This is a genomic window from Clostridium peptidivorans, assembly GCF_900205925.1.
Lineage (GTDB): Bacteria > Bacillota > Clostridia > Clostridiales > Clostridiaceae > Clostridium_AK > Clostridium_AK peptidivorans.
The window spans coordinates 169,366-187,677 of sequence record NZ_OAOD01000004.1; the positions used below are offsets into that span (position 1 = coordinate 169,366).

17 protein-coding genes are annotated in these 18,312 nt (G+C 30.5%); 16 read left to right on the forward strand and 1 reads right to left on the reverse strand.

Annotation, left to right across the window (positions count from 1 at the left end):
* Positions 1-16: 16 nt before the first annotated feature.
* The 11 genes from purE to CRN98_RS05475 all read left to right on the forward strand — a co-directional run bounded on the left by purE (position 17) and on the right by CRN98_RS05475 (position 12,363).
* Positions 17-496 carry a 5-(carboxyamino)imidazole ribonucleotide mutase gene (purE, locus tag CRN98_RS05425; RefSeq protein WP_097026400.1) on the forward strand — a complete coding sequence of 160 codons (480 nt, stop codon included), beginning with the start codon at positions 17-19 and terminating at the stop codon, positions 494-496.
* On the forward strand, positions 496-1,206 hold the full coding sequence (gene purC / locus CRN98_RS05430; RefSeq protein WP_097026401.1) for a phosphoribosylaminoimidazolesuccinocarboxamide synthase: 711 nt from the start codon (positions 496-498) through the stop codon (positions 1,204-1,206). The genes purE and purC overlap by 1 nt, the downstream gene beginning before the upstream one ends.
* Before the next feature lie 7 nt (positions 1,207-1,213).
* Entirely contained in the window at positions 1,214-2,620 is a 1,407-nt protein-coding gene (gene purF / locus CRN98_RS05435; protein ID WP_179631949.1) for an amidophosphoribosyltransferase, read from the forward strand.
* 20 nt (positions 2,621-2,640) lie between these two features.
* Positions 2,641-3,639: a phosphoribosylformylglycinamidine cyclo-ligase gene (gene purM, locus CRN98_RS05440; RefSeq protein WP_097026403.1), complete on the forward strand. Its 999-nt coding sequence runs from the start codon at positions 2,641-2,643 to the stop codon at positions 3,637-3,639.
* Entirely contained in the window at positions 3,627-4,235 is a 609-nt protein-coding gene (gene purN / locus CRN98_RS05445) for a phosphoribosylglycinamide formyltransferase (RefSeq protein ID WP_097026404.1), read from the forward strand. Before purM ends, purN begins: the two co-directional genes overlap by 13 nt.
* 27 nt (positions 4,236-4,262) lie before the next feature.
* The gene (purH, locus tag CRN98_RS05450) at positions 4,263-5,765 is read left to right on the forward strand and encodes a bifunctional phosphoribosylaminoimidazolecarboxamide formyltransferase/IMP cyclohydrolase (protein WP_097026405.1); all 1,503 of its coding nucleotides are present in this window, start codon (positions 4,263-4,265) and stop codon (positions 5,763-5,765) included.
* A gap of 16 nt (positions 5,766-5,781) precedes the next feature.
* Positions 5,782-7,029, forward strand: a complete 1,248-nt coding sequence (purD, locus tag CRN98_RS05455) for a phosphoribosylamine--glycine ligase (RefSeq protein WP_097026406.1) — start codon at positions 5,782-5,784, stop codon at positions 7,027-7,029.
* A gap of 390 nt (positions 7,030-7,419) precedes the next feature.
* Positions 7,420-8,022 carry a response regulator transcription factor gene (locus tag CRN98_RS05460; RefSeq protein ID WP_097026407.1) on the forward strand — a complete coding sequence of 201 codons (603 nt, stop codon included), beginning with the start codon at positions 7,420-7,422 and terminating at the stop codon, positions 8,020-8,022.
* A 274-nt stretch (positions 8,023-8,296) separates the two neighbouring features.
* Positions 8,297-9,613, forward strand: a complete 1,317-nt coding sequence (locus CRN98_RS05465) for a glycosyltransferase family 2 protein (RefSeq protein WP_143331277.1) — start codon at positions 8,297-8,299, stop codon at positions 9,611-9,613.
* Entirely contained in the window at positions 9,603-11,207 is a 1,605-nt protein-coding gene (locus CRN98_RS05470; RefSeq protein WP_179631941.1) for a polysaccharide deacetylase family protein, read from the forward strand. Before CRN98_RS05465 ends, CRN98_RS05470 begins: the two co-directional genes overlap by 11 nt.
* Positions 11,208-11,253: 46 nt before the next feature.
* Positions 11,254-12,363, forward strand: a complete 1,110-nt coding sequence (locus CRN98_RS05475) for a glycoside hydrolase family 113 (RefSeq protein ID WP_423237087.1) — start codon at positions 11,254-11,256, stop codon at positions 12,361-12,363.
* Positions 12,364-12,457: 94 nt separating this feature from the next.
* On the opposite strand, the gene CRN98_RS05480 is transcribed toward CRN98_RS05475, so the two are convergent.
* Positions 12,458-13,678 carry a NupC/NupG family nucleoside CNT transporter gene (locus tag CRN98_RS05480; RefSeq protein WP_097026410.1) on the reverse strand — a complete coding sequence of 407 codons (1,221 nt, stop codon included), beginning with the start codon at positions 13,676-13,678 and terminating at the stop codon, positions 12,458-12,460.
* A 248-nt stretch (positions 13,679-13,926) separates the two neighbouring features.
* Here CRN98_RS05480 and CRN98_RS17680 point away from each other — a divergent pair, with 248 nt between their 5' ends.
* The 5 genes from CRN98_RS17680 (at position 13,927) to cysK (ending at position 18,268) form a co-directional block, all read left to right on the forward strand.
* A complete protein-coding gene (locus tag CRN98_RS17680) occupies positions 13,927-14,070 on the forward strand; it encodes a hypothetical protein (protein ID WP_097026411.1) in 144 nt (47 codons plus the stop codon).
* Between the two features lie 187 nt (positions 14,071-14,257).
* Positions 14,258-15,160, forward strand: a complete 903-nt coding sequence (locus CRN98_RS05490; RefSeq protein ID WP_097026412.1) for a D-alanine--D-alanine ligase — start codon at positions 14,258-14,260, stop codon at positions 15,158-15,160.
* A gap of 39 nt (positions 15,161-15,199) precedes the next feature.
* The gene (gene pdxR, locus CRN98_RS05495) at positions 15,200-16,666 is read left to right on the forward strand and encodes a MocR-like pyridoxine biosynthesis transcription factor PdxR (RefSeq protein ID WP_097026413.1); all 1,467 of its coding nucleotides are present in this window, start codon (positions 15,200-15,202) and stop codon (positions 16,664-16,666) included.
* 50 nt (positions 16,667-16,716) lie between these two features.
* Positions 16,717-17,154 (forward strand): RrF2 family transcriptional regulator, encoded by a 438-nt coding sequence (locus tag CRN98_RS05500; protein ID WP_097026414.1) that lies wholly within the window; start codon positions 16,717-16,719, stop codon positions 17,152-17,154.
* 184 nt (positions 17,155-17,338) lie between these two features.
* Positions 17,339-18,268, forward strand: coding sequence for a cysteine synthase A (gene cysK, locus CRN98_RS05505; RefSeq protein WP_097026415.1), 930 nt, complete (start codon positions 17,339-17,341; stop codon positions 18,266-18,268).
* Positions 18,269-18,312 lie beyond the last annotated feature (44 nt).

Sequence of the window (18,312 nt, forward strand, 5' to 3'; positions counted from 1 at the left end):
CTAAGGAGGCGTTTTTATGAAGGTTGCAATTATATTTGGAAGTAAGTCAGATACAGACGTTATGAAGGGAGCAGCAACAGCATTAAAGGAATTTAACATTGATTATAAAGCCTTTGTGCTTTCTGCTCATAGAGTACCAGAAAAACTTGCAGAGGTTTTAAAACAAGCTGAAAAAGATGGCTGTGAATGTATTATAGCAGGAGCAGGCCTTGCTGCGCATTTGCCTGGAGTAATAGCTTCTCATACAACGCTGCCAGTTATAGGAGTACCAATTAATGCGGCTATTAATGGATTAGATGCTCTTTTATCTATAGTTCAGATGCCCAAATCCATACCAGTAGGCACTGTTGGAATAAATAATAGTTATAATGCTGGAATGCTTGCGGTACAAATGTTATCTCTTAAGTATCCAGATTTAAAAGAAGCTTTAGTAGAGTATAGAAAAACAATGAAAGAAAAATTTATAAATGAAAATAATGAAGGAGTGGAATTATAATGGAAAAATTAAACATGATTTATGAAGGAAAAGCAAAAAAGGTATATAGTACAGAGGATAGCGATAAAGTTGTTATATATTATAAAGACGATGCAACAGCTTTTAATGGAGAGAAAAAAGGACAAATTGAAGACAAAGGCGTTTTTAACAATACAATAACTTCTGCAATTTTTAATCTTCTTGAAAGCAAGGGAGTTAAGACTCACTTTATAAAGAAATTAAGTGACAGAGAGCAGCTTTGTAAAAAGGTGGATATCATACCTCTTGAGGTTATAGTGAGAAACGTGGCAGCTGGAAGTATGGCAAAAAGACTAGGACTTGAAGAAGGCTATAGATTAAATACTACAGTTTTTGAACTTAGCTATAAAAATGATGAATTAGGAGATCCGTTAATAAACGATTATCATGCAGTGGCAATTGGGGCTACAACTTTTGATGAACTTCAAGCTATATATGTAATGACTTCAAATATTAATAACATATTGAAAGATTTCTTTATAAAGCAAAATATTAAACTTATAGACTTTAAACTTGAATTTGGGAAAACAAAGGATGGGGAAATAGTTCTTGCAGATGAAATATCCCCAGATACTTGTAGATTTTGGGATGCAGAAACCAATGAAAAGCTTGATAAGGATAGATTTAGAAGAGATCTTGGAAATGTAAAAGAAGCTTACACTGAAATGTTAAAAAGAGTATGTGGAGAGTAGGGATATGATGATATTTGAAGATGAGGATAAGTTCAAAGAAGAATGTGGAGTATTTGGAATTTTTGCAAATGAAGACCTTGATGTATCCTCTATAACTTACTATGGACTTTATGCTCTTCAACATAGAGGGCAAGAAAGTGCAGGGATAGCAGTATCAGACAATGAAAAAATAGAATGCCACAAGGACATGGGTCTTGTGGCAGATATATTCAATCAAGATAATCTTAGAGATATGAAAGGCTCTATTGCAATAGGTCACGTTAGATATTCAACTACAGGATCAAGTAATGTAAATAATGCTCAGCCTATAGTTAGTAAGTACAAGCTTGGAACAATTGCTATAGCTCATAACGGAAATCTTGTTAATGCAGATGTTATAAGGGAGTTATTAGAAGATGGGGGATGTATATTCCAAACATCTATAGACTCTGAAGTTATTCTAAGTCTTATAGCAAGGGGAGCAAAAAGAGGAATAGAAAGAGCTGTAGTGGATGCAATACAAGCAGTTAAGGGTTCATATGCTATAGTTCTTTTAACAGAAGATAAATTAATCGGAGTAAGAGATCCAGCTGGTATAAGACCTCTTTGTATAGGAAAGATCAATGAAAGCTATATACTTTGCTCTGAAAGTTGTGCACTAGATGCAGTAGGAGCAGAATTTATTAGAGATGTAGACCCTGGTGAAATAGTTATTATTGATAAAGAAGGATTAAGATCCATAAGTTTTGGAGAAAAAATAAAGCCGGAAACCTGTGCCTTTGAGTATATATATTTTGCAAGACCTGACAGCGTTATAGACGGAATAAATGTGTATACTTCAAGAATAGAAGCAGGAAAGCAGCTTTTTAAAGAGCACCCTGTGGAAGCGGATATAGTCATAGGAGTTCCTGATTCAGGATTGCAGGCTGCTATGGGCTATGCTAAAGCATCAGGAATACCTTATGATACGGGTTTTATAAAAAATAAGTATGTAGGAAGAACTTTTATTTCTCCTTCTCAAGAACTTAGAGAAAGAGCTGTTGCTGTAAAGTTAAATCCTTTAAAGATTAATGTGGCAGGAAAGAGAGTAGTACTTATTGATGACTCTATAGTTAGAGGAACCACCAGTAGAAAACTTGTAGATTCCTTGAAAAAAGCTGGAGCTACAGAGGTTCATTTTATATCAGCTTCACCTGTAGTAAAGTACCCTTGCTATTTTGGCATAGATACGCCTTATAGAAATGGATTAATTGGTGCCTGTAAAGATATTGATAGCATAAGAGAAGAAATTGGTGCAGATAGCCTAGGATATTTAAGTATAGAAGGACTGCTTAAGGCATTAGGCGGAAAAAATAAGTTTTGTTTAGGATGCTTTAATGGATTCTATCCAGTTTCAGCTCCAATGGAATCGGCAAAAGATCGTTTGGAAAAATAAATAGTCTTGGAGGATAGTAAATGATAACTTACAAGGATTCAGGAGTAAATATTGAAGAAGGTTACAAGTCAGTAAGTCTTATAAAGGAACATGCTAAAAAAACCTTTATTCCAGGAGTTATAAACAATATAGGAAGTTTTGCAGGAATGTTTGAAATAGGAAGTGGATACAAAAATCCAGTACTGGTTTCAGGCACAGATGGAGTTGGTACAAAGCTTGATATAGCCTTTAAGACAAAAAAATATGACACTGTAGGTATAGATTGCGTTGCCATGTCTGTTAATGATATTTTATGCCATGGAGCAAAACCACTTTTCTTTTTAGATTATTTAGCTTGTGGAAAGCTTGAAGCAGAAGTTGCTGAACAGTTTGTTAAAGGCGTTTCAGAGGGATGCATAGAAGCAGGATGTGCATTAATTGGCGGAGAAACAGCAGAAATGCCTGGTTTTTATAGAGATGGAGAATATGACATTGCAGGATTTGCAGTGGGAATAGTTGATAAAGATAAAATTATTGATGGAAGTAAGATTAAAGAAGGTGATGTTCTTATAGGAATAGAGTCTTCAGGAATACACAGTAATGGATATTCTTTAGTTAGAAAACTTATAACAGATTTAAATGAAGATTTTAATGATAAAAAAATGGGAGAAGTACTTTTAACTCCAACTAAAATATATGTAAAGCCAGTACTTAAACTTTTAGAAAGCTTTGATGTAAAAGGTATGGCTCACATTACAGGAGGAGGATTCTTTGAAAATATTCCTAGAATGTTTAAAGATGATTTAACTGCTGTAATTGATAAAAATAGTTTTGATATGCCAGATATATTTAAGTACATTATGTCATTAGGTGTTAAAGAAGAGCATATGTTCAATACATTTAATATGGGAATAGGTTTTGTAATTTGTGTTAAGGAAGAGGATAAGGATAATGTACTAAATGCGTTAAAAGAACTAAATCAAAAAGCATATCACATTGGACATGTGGAAGCTGGGGGTGCAGGAGTTTGCTTAAAATAGCAGTACTAGTATCAGGAAGCGGAAGCAATCTTCAATCCATAATTGATAGTATAGAAGCTGAAAAATTGAAATGTACCATAGAAATGGTTATAAGTGATAGAGAAGGAACTTTTGGAATTGAAAGAGCAAAACAAAAGGGAATAAAAACTTATGTTTTAGATAAGAAAATATATGGAAGAGAAATTTCAAAAAACATTCTTAGCTTAACTGAAAATAAAGTAGATTTAATTGTTTTAGCAGGCTTTTTATCAATTTTAGATAGTGAACTAATAACTAGTTTTAAAAATAAAATTATAAATATTCATCCTTCGCTTATACCTTCATTTTGTGGACCTGGTATGTATGGAATTAAAGTTCATGAAAAAGCAATAGATTATGGAGTTAGGTTTTCAGGATGTACAGTACATTTTGTAGATGAAGGCACAGATACAGGAGCTATAATTTCTCAAAGAATAGTTCCTGTTTACCAAGATGATACTGCAGATACTCTTCAAAAGAGAGTGCTTAAGGAAGAACATGAAATCCTTCCTGAGGTTATTAATTTAATAGCTGAAGGAAGAGTTAAAGTGGAAGAAAGAAAAATAACTATTGTATAATCATAAATTTTTAGGAGGCCTAAATCTATGTTGAAAAGAGCGTTAATAAGTGTTTATGATAAGACTAATTTACTGCCATTAGCAGAGTTTTTAGTAAATAAAGATGTAGAGATATTATCTACTGGTGGAACTTATAAATTTTTAAAGGAAAATGGAATAGCTGTTACAGAAGTTTCAGAGGTAACAGGCTTTGAGGAAATTCTTGATGGAAGAGTTAAAACTCTTCATCCAATAATACATGGTGGAATACTTGCCATAAGAGATAATAGTGAACATATGGAAACCATAGGAAGAAAGGGCATAACACCTATCGATATGGTAGTAGTTAATCTTTATCCTTTCTTTAATAAAGTTGAAGAAAATATATCCTTTGATGAAAAGGTTGAATTTATAGATATTGGTGGTCCAACAATGATAAGGGCAGCAGCTAAAAACTTTAGAGACGTAATTGTTCTTACAAACACATCAGATTATGAAATAGTTATGAAAGAGCTTCAAGAAACTGGAGAAGTTGACTTTGGAACTAGAAAGAAATTAGCTGGAAAAGTATTTAATCTTATGTCAGCCTATGATGCAGCTATTAGTAATTTCTTATTAGAAGAAGAAAATTACCCAGAATACTTAACTATTTCATATAAGAAAGAATTAAATTTAAGATATGGTGAAAATCCACATCAAAGTGCATCTTACTATACTCAAACCACAGGAAAAGGTGCTATGAAAAACTTTGTACAGTTAAATGGAAAGGAACTTTCCTATAATAACATAAAGGATATGGATGTTGCTTGGAATATTATATGTGACTTTCAAGAAACTGTATGTTGTGCAGTAAAGCACAATACTCCTTGTGGTGTAGCATTAGGTACCAATGTTAAGGAAGCTTACTTAAAAGCTTATAAATGTGATGAGATGTCCATATTTGGAGGTATAGTAGCCTTTAATAAAAAAGTAGATAAGTGTGCAGCAGAGGAACTTGTAAAGATATTCCTTGAAATAGTTATAGCGCCAGAATTTGATGAGGAAGCTTTAGAAATTCTTAAAGGAAAGAAAAATTTAAGAGTTATAAAAGGAGAAATTGAGCCACAAAATGGATTTGAGTTTGCATCTGTTGATGGAGGAATACTTGTACAAGAAAGAGATAATAAACTTATGGAACATATAGACTATGTAACAGAAAATAAGCCAAGTGTAGAACAAATGACAGATTTAGTATTTGGTATGAAGGTTTGTAAATATGTAAAATCCAATGCTATTGTAGTAGTTAAAGACGGTATGGCAAAGGGAATTGCAGGAGGACAAACAAATAGGATTTGGGCAGCGGCTCAGGCGTTAGATAGAGCAAAGGATGGAGTTATCATAGCTTCAGATGCGTTCTTCCCATTTGGTGATGTAGTAGATGAAGCGGCAAAGTACAAAATAAAGGCAATAATTCAACCTGGTGGTTCAATAAGAGACACTGAGTCTATCGAGGCATGCAATAAATATGGAATTTCAATGGTGTTTACAGGAGTAAGACATTTCAAACATTAAGGTGGGTGTTGTATTAATGAAAGTATTGGTTATAGGAAGCGGCGGACGTGAGCATGCTATAGTTTGGAAGCTTGCGCAAAGTCCTTTGGTACATCAAATATATTGTGCTCCAGGAAATGGAGGGACTGCTTTAGAAAACAAATGCAAAAATTTAAATATATATAAGAACGAAGAGCTTTTACAATTTGCTAAAGAAAATGATATTAATATTACTGTAGTAGGTCCAGAAGTACCTTTGGTTGAAGGAATAGTAGATATGTTTAAAGAAGCTTCACTTAAGATTTTTGGGCCTTCAAAAAAGGGCGCAGATCTTGAAGGAAGTAAAGCTTGTGCAAAGAACTTTATGAAGAAGTATGGTATTAAAACAGCAGCTTATGAAGTTTTTGAAAATCCTGTTGACTCCATTGAGTACTTAAAAAATTGTTCCTATCCAACAGTTATAAAAGCAGATGGCCTTGCAGCGGGAAAAGGTGTTGCTATTTGCCAAAACTTTGAGGAAGCAAAGGCATGTATTGAAAGCTTTATGGTTGAAGATGTATTTAAGGGAGCAGGAAATAGAGTTGTTATAGAGGAATTTTTAGAAGGTGTTGAAGCTTCTATACTTGCAATAACAGATGGAGAAACTATGATTCCATTTTTATCAGCAAAGGATCATAAGACTATTTATGAAGATAACAAAGGCCCTAATACAGGTGGTATGGGAGTAATCAGCCCTAATCCTTATTGCACAAATGAGGTTTTAGAAAGCTTTATAGAAGATATAATGAATCCAACCTTAAAAGGTTTCTCAGAAGAAAATATGGATTACACTGGAATTGTATTCTTTGGTATTATGATAACTAAAAAGGGAGTATATCTTTTAGAATACAATGTGCGCATGGGAGATCCAGAAACTCAAGCTGTACTTCCACTAATGGAAAGCGATTTTATGGAACTAATTATGTGTGCTTTAAATAAAAATCTTAATAATTATAGTATAACATGGAAAGATAAGCATTCCTGCTGTGTAGTTGCAGCTTCTGGAGGATATCCAAGCAAATATGATACAGGACTTTCAATAAGTGGAGTAGACAGTACTGAGGACAAGGTATTTGTTGCTGGAGCAAATCTTGAAGGAGAAAGCCTTTTAACTTCTGGCGGTAGAGTATTAGCAGTTACTGCTTTAGGAGATACATTAGATGAAGCTAGAAGTAATGCTTATAATGAAATTAAAAAAGTTAATTTTGAAGGGATGTATTATAGAAAAGACATAGGAAAGATTTAGGAAAAATGCCAAGGTTTTTTTCTAGGCACCAGGAGTTAGGAGTCAGGAAAACACTGATTAAGATGAAGTTATAATAATTTTATTTTAGATTTGCTTAATATTATAACATAGGCACCAGCTTTTGAGCTGGTGTTTTTTTGTTTGGTGTTTTTAAAATTAGGGGTTAGGTAACAACTTAATAATAAGTATATATTAAAATGTAGACATTTATATATAAATGGCGAGCGAAAGTAAGTACTACCTAAGTATAAGTTACTATTATAATTTATAAGATAAGAAGTGAAGAGGTATATTCCTTAATTGGGAGCTTGGAATATATTAAGCTAGTAGTGCAAATGGATTTTCTAATAAAATAATTATTGCTTATACGAAAAGGGGGGAGCAAGTAGTATGAATATATTACTAGTATCAGAGTCATTTATGGTTAGAGAAGGGATGGAAAATTTATTTAAGAATGAATTTAATTCAGTACATGTAAAGGCATTCTCGAGATTATCTGAATTAAAAATTATAGATTTTTTAGATATAGATTTTACATTTATAGATATGAAACAGGAATCAGTAGATAATTTAAAGATTATAGGCGAGGCAAAGCAATTATTTACAAATTTAAGAGCTATGGTATTAGACTTAAATAGAGATAAGGATATATTTAAAAAGGTAATTGATTTTGATATAGAAGGTTACGTACTAAGTATATGTGAAAAAGAAGAGTTGATTTATGAAATAAATAAGATATTAAAAGGGAGAAAGGTCTATGAGGCTGATCTATTAAAAAGTGTAATGAATGACTCGGGACAAGATAGTATAAGCATATTAACTACTAGAGAAAGAGAAGTTATGAATAAGGTTGCAGATGGTCTTAATAATAAAGATATAGCCAAAGTATTATTTATAACAGAGTCTACTGTAAAAAAACATGTTAGTAGCATACTTTATAAATTAAATTTGAGAAATAGAAAAGAAGTTATAATCTTATGTAAGAAAAAATAAAAATCAAATAATATGAACATACATAAGAAGGCGCCGAGAGGGCTTCTTTTTGTTTATCCGATGCTAAGAATCATTTGATAAGTATACTAAAGAGGTAAATTAGGAGTACTCGAAATAATACTTTAATATACTTCAAAGCTATAGTTTTATAGCCTAAAAGAGTAGACTTGTGAGGAATATAAAATCCTAACCATATTTACTAAAATTAAACTAAAAAGTCTAATTTTAGAATAGAAGAGGAGAAAACAAATTGTTTATATTCTTAGAGTCAGTAATGAAAGGACTTTTAGTTTTACTCTTTGGGTTTGGTATATATTCTATTATATGGAATATATATTTATTTTTCGTAAGTATAAGTGGATTTGGAGAGATTAGTAGAGATTATAATATTAAGGCTGATGAAACTCGGTTTTTACTTCTTGTCGCAGCAAATAATGAAGAAAATGTTATAGGTAGTACCGTAGATTCTCTAAGAAATATTGACTATGATAAGGATTTATGCGAAATCATTATAATTAATGATAATTGCACAGATAAGACAGGGGAAATATGTAAATCAAAAGGGGTAAGATATGTAAATACATCACTTGAAAAATTTGAACGTGAGGGTATAGGAAAACCAGGGGGAATACAATATGCTTTAAGAGATATAGGTTTTAAAAATATAATGAAAAACTATGATTTAGTTATGATATTTGACGCAGATAATCATGTCTCTAGTAATATATTAAAAGAAGTCAATTCTCAATTCATAGATTTAGGCAAGCCAGAAGCAATTCAAGTATATATAGACTCTAAAAATAGCACATCTTTGGTTTCACTTGGATATAGTATGTCATTTTTTGTATCTAATAGATTTAATCAATATGCTAAGTATAAAAAAGGCTTGCCTGTGTATTTAGGTGGAACTGGATTTGCTATAAGAAGTGATTATTTGATAAGTAAGGGCGGATTTAAATGCCAATCTTTAACAGAAGATTTAGAGTTTGCAGTTGATATATGGTTAGATGGTGGAAAGGTTGTATGGAATCATTTTGCAAGTGTTTATGATGAAAAACCAGATAAGCTTGGAGCATCTGTTCGCCAGAGAACTAGATGGTGTAAGGGTCATGCCTATGTAGCTATAAAGAAGTTTAAATTAATAATGAAGCAAATTTTAAAAGGAAAAGATAGAAAAATATATATAGATCTATTTATACATTTATTTTCAATAGGCAGATCTATTCAATATATAATTTTATTATTTGGATTTTTGATTTCTGTTATTGGACTAAATATAAATAGTTTATCAAAGTATTTTAATATGTTTTCTAATGAGTTACTCAGCTCAATAGCCTTTGGAGGTTTAATTGGAATTATGTTGTTAATTTATAATTACGGTATTCTTCCTTATTATGCACTAAAAAAAGACTTTCATAAGAAAATTGAGTTCAAGCATATTTTAGCTTTGCTTATATATAGTTTTTCATTTATATATCCGCAGATAAAGGGATTGATGAAATGGAAAAACCAAAAGGTATGGATAAAGACTCAGCATATATATAGTGAGCGTATAGAGGATAATAAGGAAGTGTATGTACATGAAAGGTAAATTGTTGACTTTAATTTCACTTGTTTTAATATTTTTTAATGTTGGATTAGGAACTATATTGGCAGCAAGTACTGAATCAGAGGGGAATAATGCAAAAGTACTGATAATTTATCCCAGTTCTATACGCTCTAATATTGAGAAATTAGATGAATTAAGAGTATTAGATACCCTAGTAGGACATTTTAGTAATGATATAGAGGTTGTACCATCAGATTTTAGAATTAACAGTAATATAAATGATTATACTAATGTAATTTATTATGGGTTAGTAAAGGAAGATTTAGATAAACAAATTGTAGAATATCTAGAAAATTTTAAAGGAAAGCTTATCGGTATTGGATATAATGTAGAACAAATAAAAAAAAGATTTTCATTTATTAATTTTGGTCAGAATATGAATATAACAGAAGTTGTATTAAAGGGTAAAACATATAAGTTAGAAATTACAGAATATATAAGAAGTATAAATGATGTAGATAATAAATACATTTTAGCAAATGGAAAATATAATGATAAATTAAGACCGTTGTTTGTTGTTAATGATAAGAATAATACATTTTATTTTGGAGCTACAAATATATATTCAGGATTACATTATTATTTAGGAGAATGTTTATTTAAATATTTTAACGATGTAAATATTGAATCTTCTAATGTTGCTTATTTAAGGTTAGAGGATGTTAATCCAACTAGAGATCCAGATAATCTTATGGAGATAGCTAAATATTTAAAGGAAAAGGATATACCGTATATGGTTGTATTAATACCTACTTATAGAGAACCAAAAACAGGTAAAATACTACATGTAAAAGATTATCCTAAATTACTAAAAACTATAAAATATATGCAAAATAATGGTGCAGGTATTATATTACATGGATATACACATCAATATAGAGATACTGAGACTGGCGAGGGATTTGAATTTTGGGATTCAATAAATGATGCTCCTATAAATCCAGATAATGGAGTATCAGAAGATGAGTATATAAGAGCAAGAATAGAGAATGGAATAGAAGAATTAGTTACTCATGGGATATATCCATTGGCCTTTGAGGCACCTCATTATGCTATTTCTCAAAATGGATATAAAATAGTGTCAGAATATTTTTCAACTTATGTTGGCAATATACAGATTAATGATGATACCTATGAAAATAGTTTTTCACCTGCATATATATCAACACCTTCATTTTTAAATGGTCTTAGTGTTATTCCAGAAAATATAGGATTTGTAGAAAATGAAGATATTAATGCTATAAAATCTATGGTAAAAAAGGCTGAATTTTATAGTGGCTTATCTGATAGTATAATAGGTGGTTTTTACCATCCATATTTAGGTCTAGACAAACTAAAAATGTTAGTAGAAGAATTAGAAACTATAGAAGATATAAAATGGTTTGATTTAAAAGAGCAAGCTAATACAGTGAAGACATCTAATATAAGTATAAAAAGTAAAGACGGGATAATAGATGTAGATAAACCATTAATATTCTCAAAATACCAAGTTGAATATGTAGCTATATTCTTTTACGTAGGAATTGTAGTAATAGGATTTTTGATATTTATATTAAGGAATAGAAAAAATGAGTAGAGTAATGAGTATATTAAATAGTAATTCAAAGCGTAGATTTAAACGTATGTTCAAGAGAAAGAAGGTTATGTTTTATAAAAAAATTTCTATTATTATAATTATTATTTTTTCATTAGAATTACTATATTTTTTTAATAATTATGATATAAACAATGGTAAAACTATGTTTTATATTAAAGAAAAAGCTTTAACTAAGGAGTTTAACACCAAAATAAAGAGTGGAAATTTATCTACAGACTATGAAATAGATCAAGTAATTAAAGATATAAATTATATGAAATTAAATACTATTAATATTCCTATTGTTATTAATATAGAGTCTTTAAATTCTAGTGATATGAATATAGACAAATACAGTTTAAAAAAGGCTGAAAATTTAATAAATACTTTACAAGGAACTAATGTAAGTATAATATTAGAACCTTATCCATGGATAAAAGATGGGAGTTTATCTGAGACCAAGTGGAAGCCACAAAATATAGAAGCTTTCTTTTATAATTGGAAATACAAAGTTTTGGAACGGATAATAACTACTATAGGAAACCCTTATAATATAGATGCAATAAATGTCGCTTCTAATTTAGTTTGTATTGAGATGTATGAAAATCAGTGGTGTTATGTAATAAAATTTGTAAGAGATATGTATAAAGGTTGTGTAACTTACAGAACTAATTGGTGGTGCACATCTGATGAAGATGAAGAGAGTTATGTAAATTATCAAAAAAAGTTAAATAATAAGTTGTTTGGAGAAGTTGATTTTATATCTATTGCAGCTTATTTTGAACTTACAGATAATAATATGAGTACAGTTAAAGATATTGTGGACTCATTAAGTCTTAGCACTGCCCACAATAGAAATCAAAATATAAAACAACAAATCTATAATTTTAATAAAAAATGGCATAAGCCTATATTTTTTGGAGAGTTAGGATTTCCCAAAAGGATAGGTGCTTATAGTCACCCACATAATCCTAAACCATCTATTATATTTAATGGTAGCCAACAGGCTAATGGATTTAAAGCATATAATAAGGCTTTTAAAGATGAAGATTGGTTATTAGGTTTTTCAGTATTTGCTATTGGAGAAAAATTTTTGGATAAAACATATTATCCATCAAGAAAAAGTATAAAAGTAATTCGAAATTGGTATGATTAAATTTATGTTGTTAAAAAATTTTGCTTTTAAAATAAATGAAAGAAAAATAATAGCAAGCAGGAAACTGTTTCTAGTTTTCTGCTTGCTACTGATTTTATAGTAAAATTCCTGCTATAGTTCCTGTCATACATGTAGTTATTAATCCACCTATTAATGCTTTCACTCCAAGTTCAGCAATTTCTGCACGTCTTTCTGGAGCAAGGCCGCCAATACCACCGATTTGTATGCCTATAGAGCTAATGTTTGCAAATCCGCAAAGGGCATAAGTGAGTATTACTGTTGCTTTGTCACTTAATGCTCCAGCTTTAATCATTGTTGCTAAGTTAGCATAAGCAACGAATTCGTTTAAGACTACTTTCTGACCTATTAACTCTCCAGATTTAATGATATCTTGAGCTGGTATTCCCATTACATATGCCAGTGGTGAGAATGCTCTTCCAAGAATCCATCCAAGACTTAAGAAATCTGCTCCTAATAATCCACCAACCCAAGCAATGATTGAGTTTATAAAAGCTATTAATGCTATAAATGCAAGTAACATTGCTCCAACGTTTAATGCAAGAGAAAGCCCTTCACTAGCTCCCGTTGCTGCTGCATCAATAACATTAGAATTTGTTACTTCCAGTTCAAGGTTGGTTTCTCCTTTAGTAGCTGGTGTTTCAGTTTCCGGGAAGATTATCTTAGAAACAATTAATCCTGCTGGTGCGGCCATGATGCTTGCTGCGAGCAGGTGTGATGCATTTATCCCCATAGCCACATATCCAGCCATTACTCCTCCTGCAACTGTAGCCATTCCACCAATCATTATAGTAAGCAATTCTGATTTTGTCATAGATTTTATGAAAGGTTTGATGAGTAAAGGTGCTTCTGTCTGACCAAGGAATATGTTCCCTACAGCTGATAAAGTTTCTGCGCCACTAGTTCCAAGTAATTTAGCGATTCCCTTAGCTAAAACCGAAATTATGACTTGCATTACACCTAAATAATATAAAATACTCATAAATGCAGAGAAAAATATAATAGTTGGTAACACTTGAAACGCAAATATTGAGCCGAATTTATTTGTTGCTACTAAATCACCAAATAAGAAAGATGAACCTTCCCTGGTAAAATCTAATAACTTAGTTACGAGTCCGCCTGCTGACTCAAAGACTTTTCTTCCTGCAGGCACCTTTAATATTAAAATTGCAAATGTTACTTGTAAACTTATACCTATACCTACTAATTTCCAATTGATTGCTTTCTTATTATTTGATAATAGATAAGCTATACCTAGCAGGATAATTAATCCTAATATTCCTATAAATCTACTCATCTTAATTTCTCCTTTATTCTTTTTGCGATAGCTTTCCCTGCACAAGTATATAAGAGAAAATTGCACTTGTCTATTGGTATATAAAGGAGTAGCTGTTGAAGGAGGATTTATAACAAGTAATCCTATGTATATGTTATAAATTTAAATAATAAAATGATTACAAAAAAATTAGAAATTCAGTAACTTTTATCATAGAATAAATTACTCTTACCTTGGGGAAAATTTTAATGAAAGGGAGAGTGATTTAAATGGGAAAAAGTAAAAATATTAAAGCACAAAATCAAAGTATGATAGATAATAGTAATGACAGCAGAAATGCTACAAATGGATATATGCAAAATGGAAATGCAAGTAAATATGCTGCACAGCAGGGAACAAGAAATAAGAACTAGATATAGTAAAAGAGGATGATTAAGTTTCATCCTCTTTTTTATTTTTGTAGTACCACTAGTAACAAAAAATACCTATTAAGTGGAGCTTTCTATAAAAATTAAATTATATATAATATAATTAAGGATATTTAAATATATAGATAATAATTACTAAATGATGTTATTAATTGTTCGGAGGAGAAAAGTTATGCATGTAGGCGTTATAATGGGTGGAGTTTCTGATGAAAGAGAAATATCAATACTCACCGGAAATGAAATAATAGATAATCTTGATAAAGAAAAATATGAGGTACTTCCTGTACCTATAAATACTGAATATGAACTTATAGATAGAGCAAAATCTTTAGAGTTTGCATTTATTGCCCTCCATGGTAAATTTGGGGAGGATGGTAAAATTCAAGCAATTCTTGAAAGTCTTAAAGTACCATATTCAGGATGCGGAGTTTTAGAAAGTGCATTGTGTATGGATAAAAATATATGTAAAAAAATATTTTTAGGAGAAAATATATCTACGCCTAAATGGATCATGACAAAACATGAAGAAAATATAGATTATGAAAATGTAGATAAAATGAGCTACCCTGTAGTAGTTAAACCAAATAGCGGTGGATCAAGCATAGGTGTATTTATAGCTAAAAATAAAGAGGATTTAAAAGCAGCTATAAAGGAAGCTTTAAAACATGATAAGGAAGTTATGATTGAAGAATATATAAAGGGTGAAGAAATAACCTGTTGTATGCTTGATGGAGAAATCTTACCTATATTATCTATAAAACCTAAGAGAGATGAGTTTTTTGATTACAAATCAAAATATGAAGATGAAGGTGCAGAAGAAGTTGTAGTAAATTTACCTGAGCATATTGAAAAGAAAGTTAAAGATATTTGTAAAAAATGCTGGGAAGGTTTAAACTTAAGAGTATACGCACGTGTGGATATAATGATAAGAGGGGAAGATATATATGTACTTGAGGTAAATACCCTATCCGGAATGACTAAAAATAGCTTGTTTCCTAAAAGTGCCAAGGCAGCAGGCATAAGTTTTAAAAATCTTTTAGATAAAATAATAGAATTATCAGGAAAACAATTTTAGAGAATTCATATGAATTAAGTTGATATATAAGGAGCTAATATGTTTAGAAATATAAATTTTCATAAAAAAGAGCCTATATATGAGCAGCTTTATAATTATATAAAAAATATGCTAGAGGATGGAATGCTTTCATCCTCTAGTAAGCTTCCTTCCACAAGAGAAATAAGCGAAAATCTCAATATAAGTAGAAATACAGTGGTAAAGGCATATGAAATTTTAGAAGCTGAGGGATACATATATACTATAAAAGGTAAGGGAAGTTTTGTAAGTAAAATAAAAAAGACAAAGATTAAAGATTGGAATATAAATTGGGAAGAAACTATAAATTCCTTTGCTAAAAATGCAGAGAATTTAGATATTATGAAAAATGAGGCTCTTTTTCAAAAAGGTATGATATCTTTTAAAAGTATTGCTCCAGATGAAAATTTATTTGATATAGAAGAATTTAAAAAGGCTTTTTTAGATAGGATGGCATTAGAAGGAGAAAAACTTTTAAATTACGGATATGCTCAAGGATACAAACCTCTAATAAACTATCTTATGGATTATATGAATAAAAAGGGAGTTAGTATAAAAGATAGGGATATACTTATAACTAATGGTTTTACTGAGGGTTTTGATATAATTTTAAGTGCACTAACTAATAAAGGCGACAGTATACTTTGTGAAAATCCTACTCATAATACAGCTATAAAGATAATGAAGCTTCATGGAATTGATATTCATGGAATTCCTATAGGCGATGAAGGAATTGACGAAAATAAGCTCAAAGAAGAGCTTAATAAAAATAAATTTAAGTTTGCTTTTTTCATACCATCATATCATAATCCTACAGGTATGGTTATGTCTTATAAAAAAAGAGAAAATGTATATAATATACTTAGAGAATATAATGTTCCTATAATTGAAGATGGATTTAATGAAGAATTGCAACATTCAGGATCTCACATTGCACCTATAGCTAGTATAGGTGGAGATGGAAACGGAGTAATTTATATAGGAAGTCTATCAAAAATACTTTTTCCAGGTCTCAGAATTGGATGGATATTTGGAGATACAAGACTTATAGATATACTTCAAAGTGTGAAAAGAAGCAGAAATATACACACTTCGTTTTTAGATCAAGCACTTTTGTATCAATATATGAAAAATGGAAGTTTTGAAAAGTATTTAAAAAAGGCTAGAAGTATATATAAATCAAAATATAATTTTACAAAAGAACTTATTGAGAGATATATTCCTCATGAACATATATTAGGGGATGGAGGATTATATGTATATATAAAGCTTAAAGGAATAAATTCAAGAGAACTCTTAAAAAACTGCTCTAATAGAGGGGTAATATTTACTCCAGGAGATATATTTTATGTAAATAAAGGTGGATATAATGAATTAAGACTGAGTTTTTCTAGAGTTTCATTTGATGAGATAGAAAAAGGCATAAAAATAATTGGAGAAGAAGTCAAAAAATTTAAAAACAATGTTGACAAATTAAGTGGAGATTAATATAATAAATATAACATATAAAACTTATTTGTTTAATAGGAGTTGTTGAAGTGAAGATATCTACAAAAGGAATATATGGATTAAAAGCAATACTTGATTTAGCTACAAATTCATTTAATGATGTGGTTACGCTAAAAAGTATATCAGAAAGACAAAATATATCAGAAGGATATTTAGAGCAAATTTTTTCCCTTTTAAGAAAAAGAGAACTTGTGAAGGGAAGAAAAGGTTCTCAAGGAGGCTACACTTTAGTAAAGGAACCTAAAGATGTTACAGTAGGAGAAATACTAAGGGCACTAGAAGGAGAACTTTTTCAAGTAGATGTTCCTGAGGAAGAAAAAGACTCTAAAATAGAAAGATGTATAGAAGATAAGGTTTGGGGAAATCTAAGAGAAAGTATAAATCAAGTTGTAGACTCTATAACTTTAGAAGAGCTTGTAGAAGATTATAAAAAATATAATAATGAAGTAGCCATGTATTATATATAGGAATTAGGGACTGTTAATAAAATTTAATTTCTATTTTGGTTACATATAATTTATAAAAGAAATATTATTTAATTGGGATGTGCGGTTTATAGAAAAATCAATGATTTTTACAAAAATATGTCCCAATTAAAATTTTACATAAAAACATAGTAAACAAATATGTATAATAAAGGAGAGATGGGTTATGAAAAGGGTATATAATAATTTAACAGAATTAATAGGAAATACACCACTTGTAAAAGTTGATAAATTTAAAGAAAAACACGATTTAAAGGGGAATATAATTGCAAAGGTAGAATATTTTAATCCAGCAGGAAGTGTAAAGGATAGAATTGCATTTGCAATGCTTGAAGAAGCTGAAAAACAAGGACTTTTAAATAAGGATTCTATAATTGTAGAACCAACTAGTGGAAATACTGGTGTAGGACTTGCTTTTGCAACTACAGTAAAAGGATATAAGTTAATACTTACTATGCCTGATACAATGAGTATTGAAAGAAGAAATCTACTTAAGGCTTATGGAGCAGAACTTGTATTAACACCTGGAGCAGAAGGAATGAAGGGTGCAATTAAAAGGGCAGAAGAAATAGCAGCTGAAAATAATAATTCCTTTATACCTCAGCAGTTTGAAAACAAAGTAAATCCGAAAATTCATAAACTAACTACAGCAAAAGAAATATGGAAAGATACTGAGGGCCAGGTAGATATATTCATAGCAGGAGTAGGAACTGGTGGAACTATAACAGGAGTAGCTGAATACTTAAAAGAAAAAAATCCAAATGTTAAAATAATAGCAGTGGAACCAGAAGCTTCAGCTGTACTTTCAGGAGAAAAACCAGGTCCTCATAAAATTCAAGGAATAGGTGCAGGATTTGTTCCAAGCATATTAAATACAGAAGTAATTGATGAAATAGTAAGAGTTACAAATGAAGATGCATTTAAAACTACAAAGGAAATAGCTCATTTAGAAGGAATGTTTGTTGGAATATCTTCTGGAGCAGCACTATACGCAGCAAAGATAATAGCAGAAAGAGAAGAAAACAAAGGTAAAAATATAGTTGTACTTCTTCCAGACACAGGAGCAAGATATTTATCCATGGGAATATTCGACTAATAATTAGTATCAATGGCTAGTGACCAGTAGACAGTTATAGATGT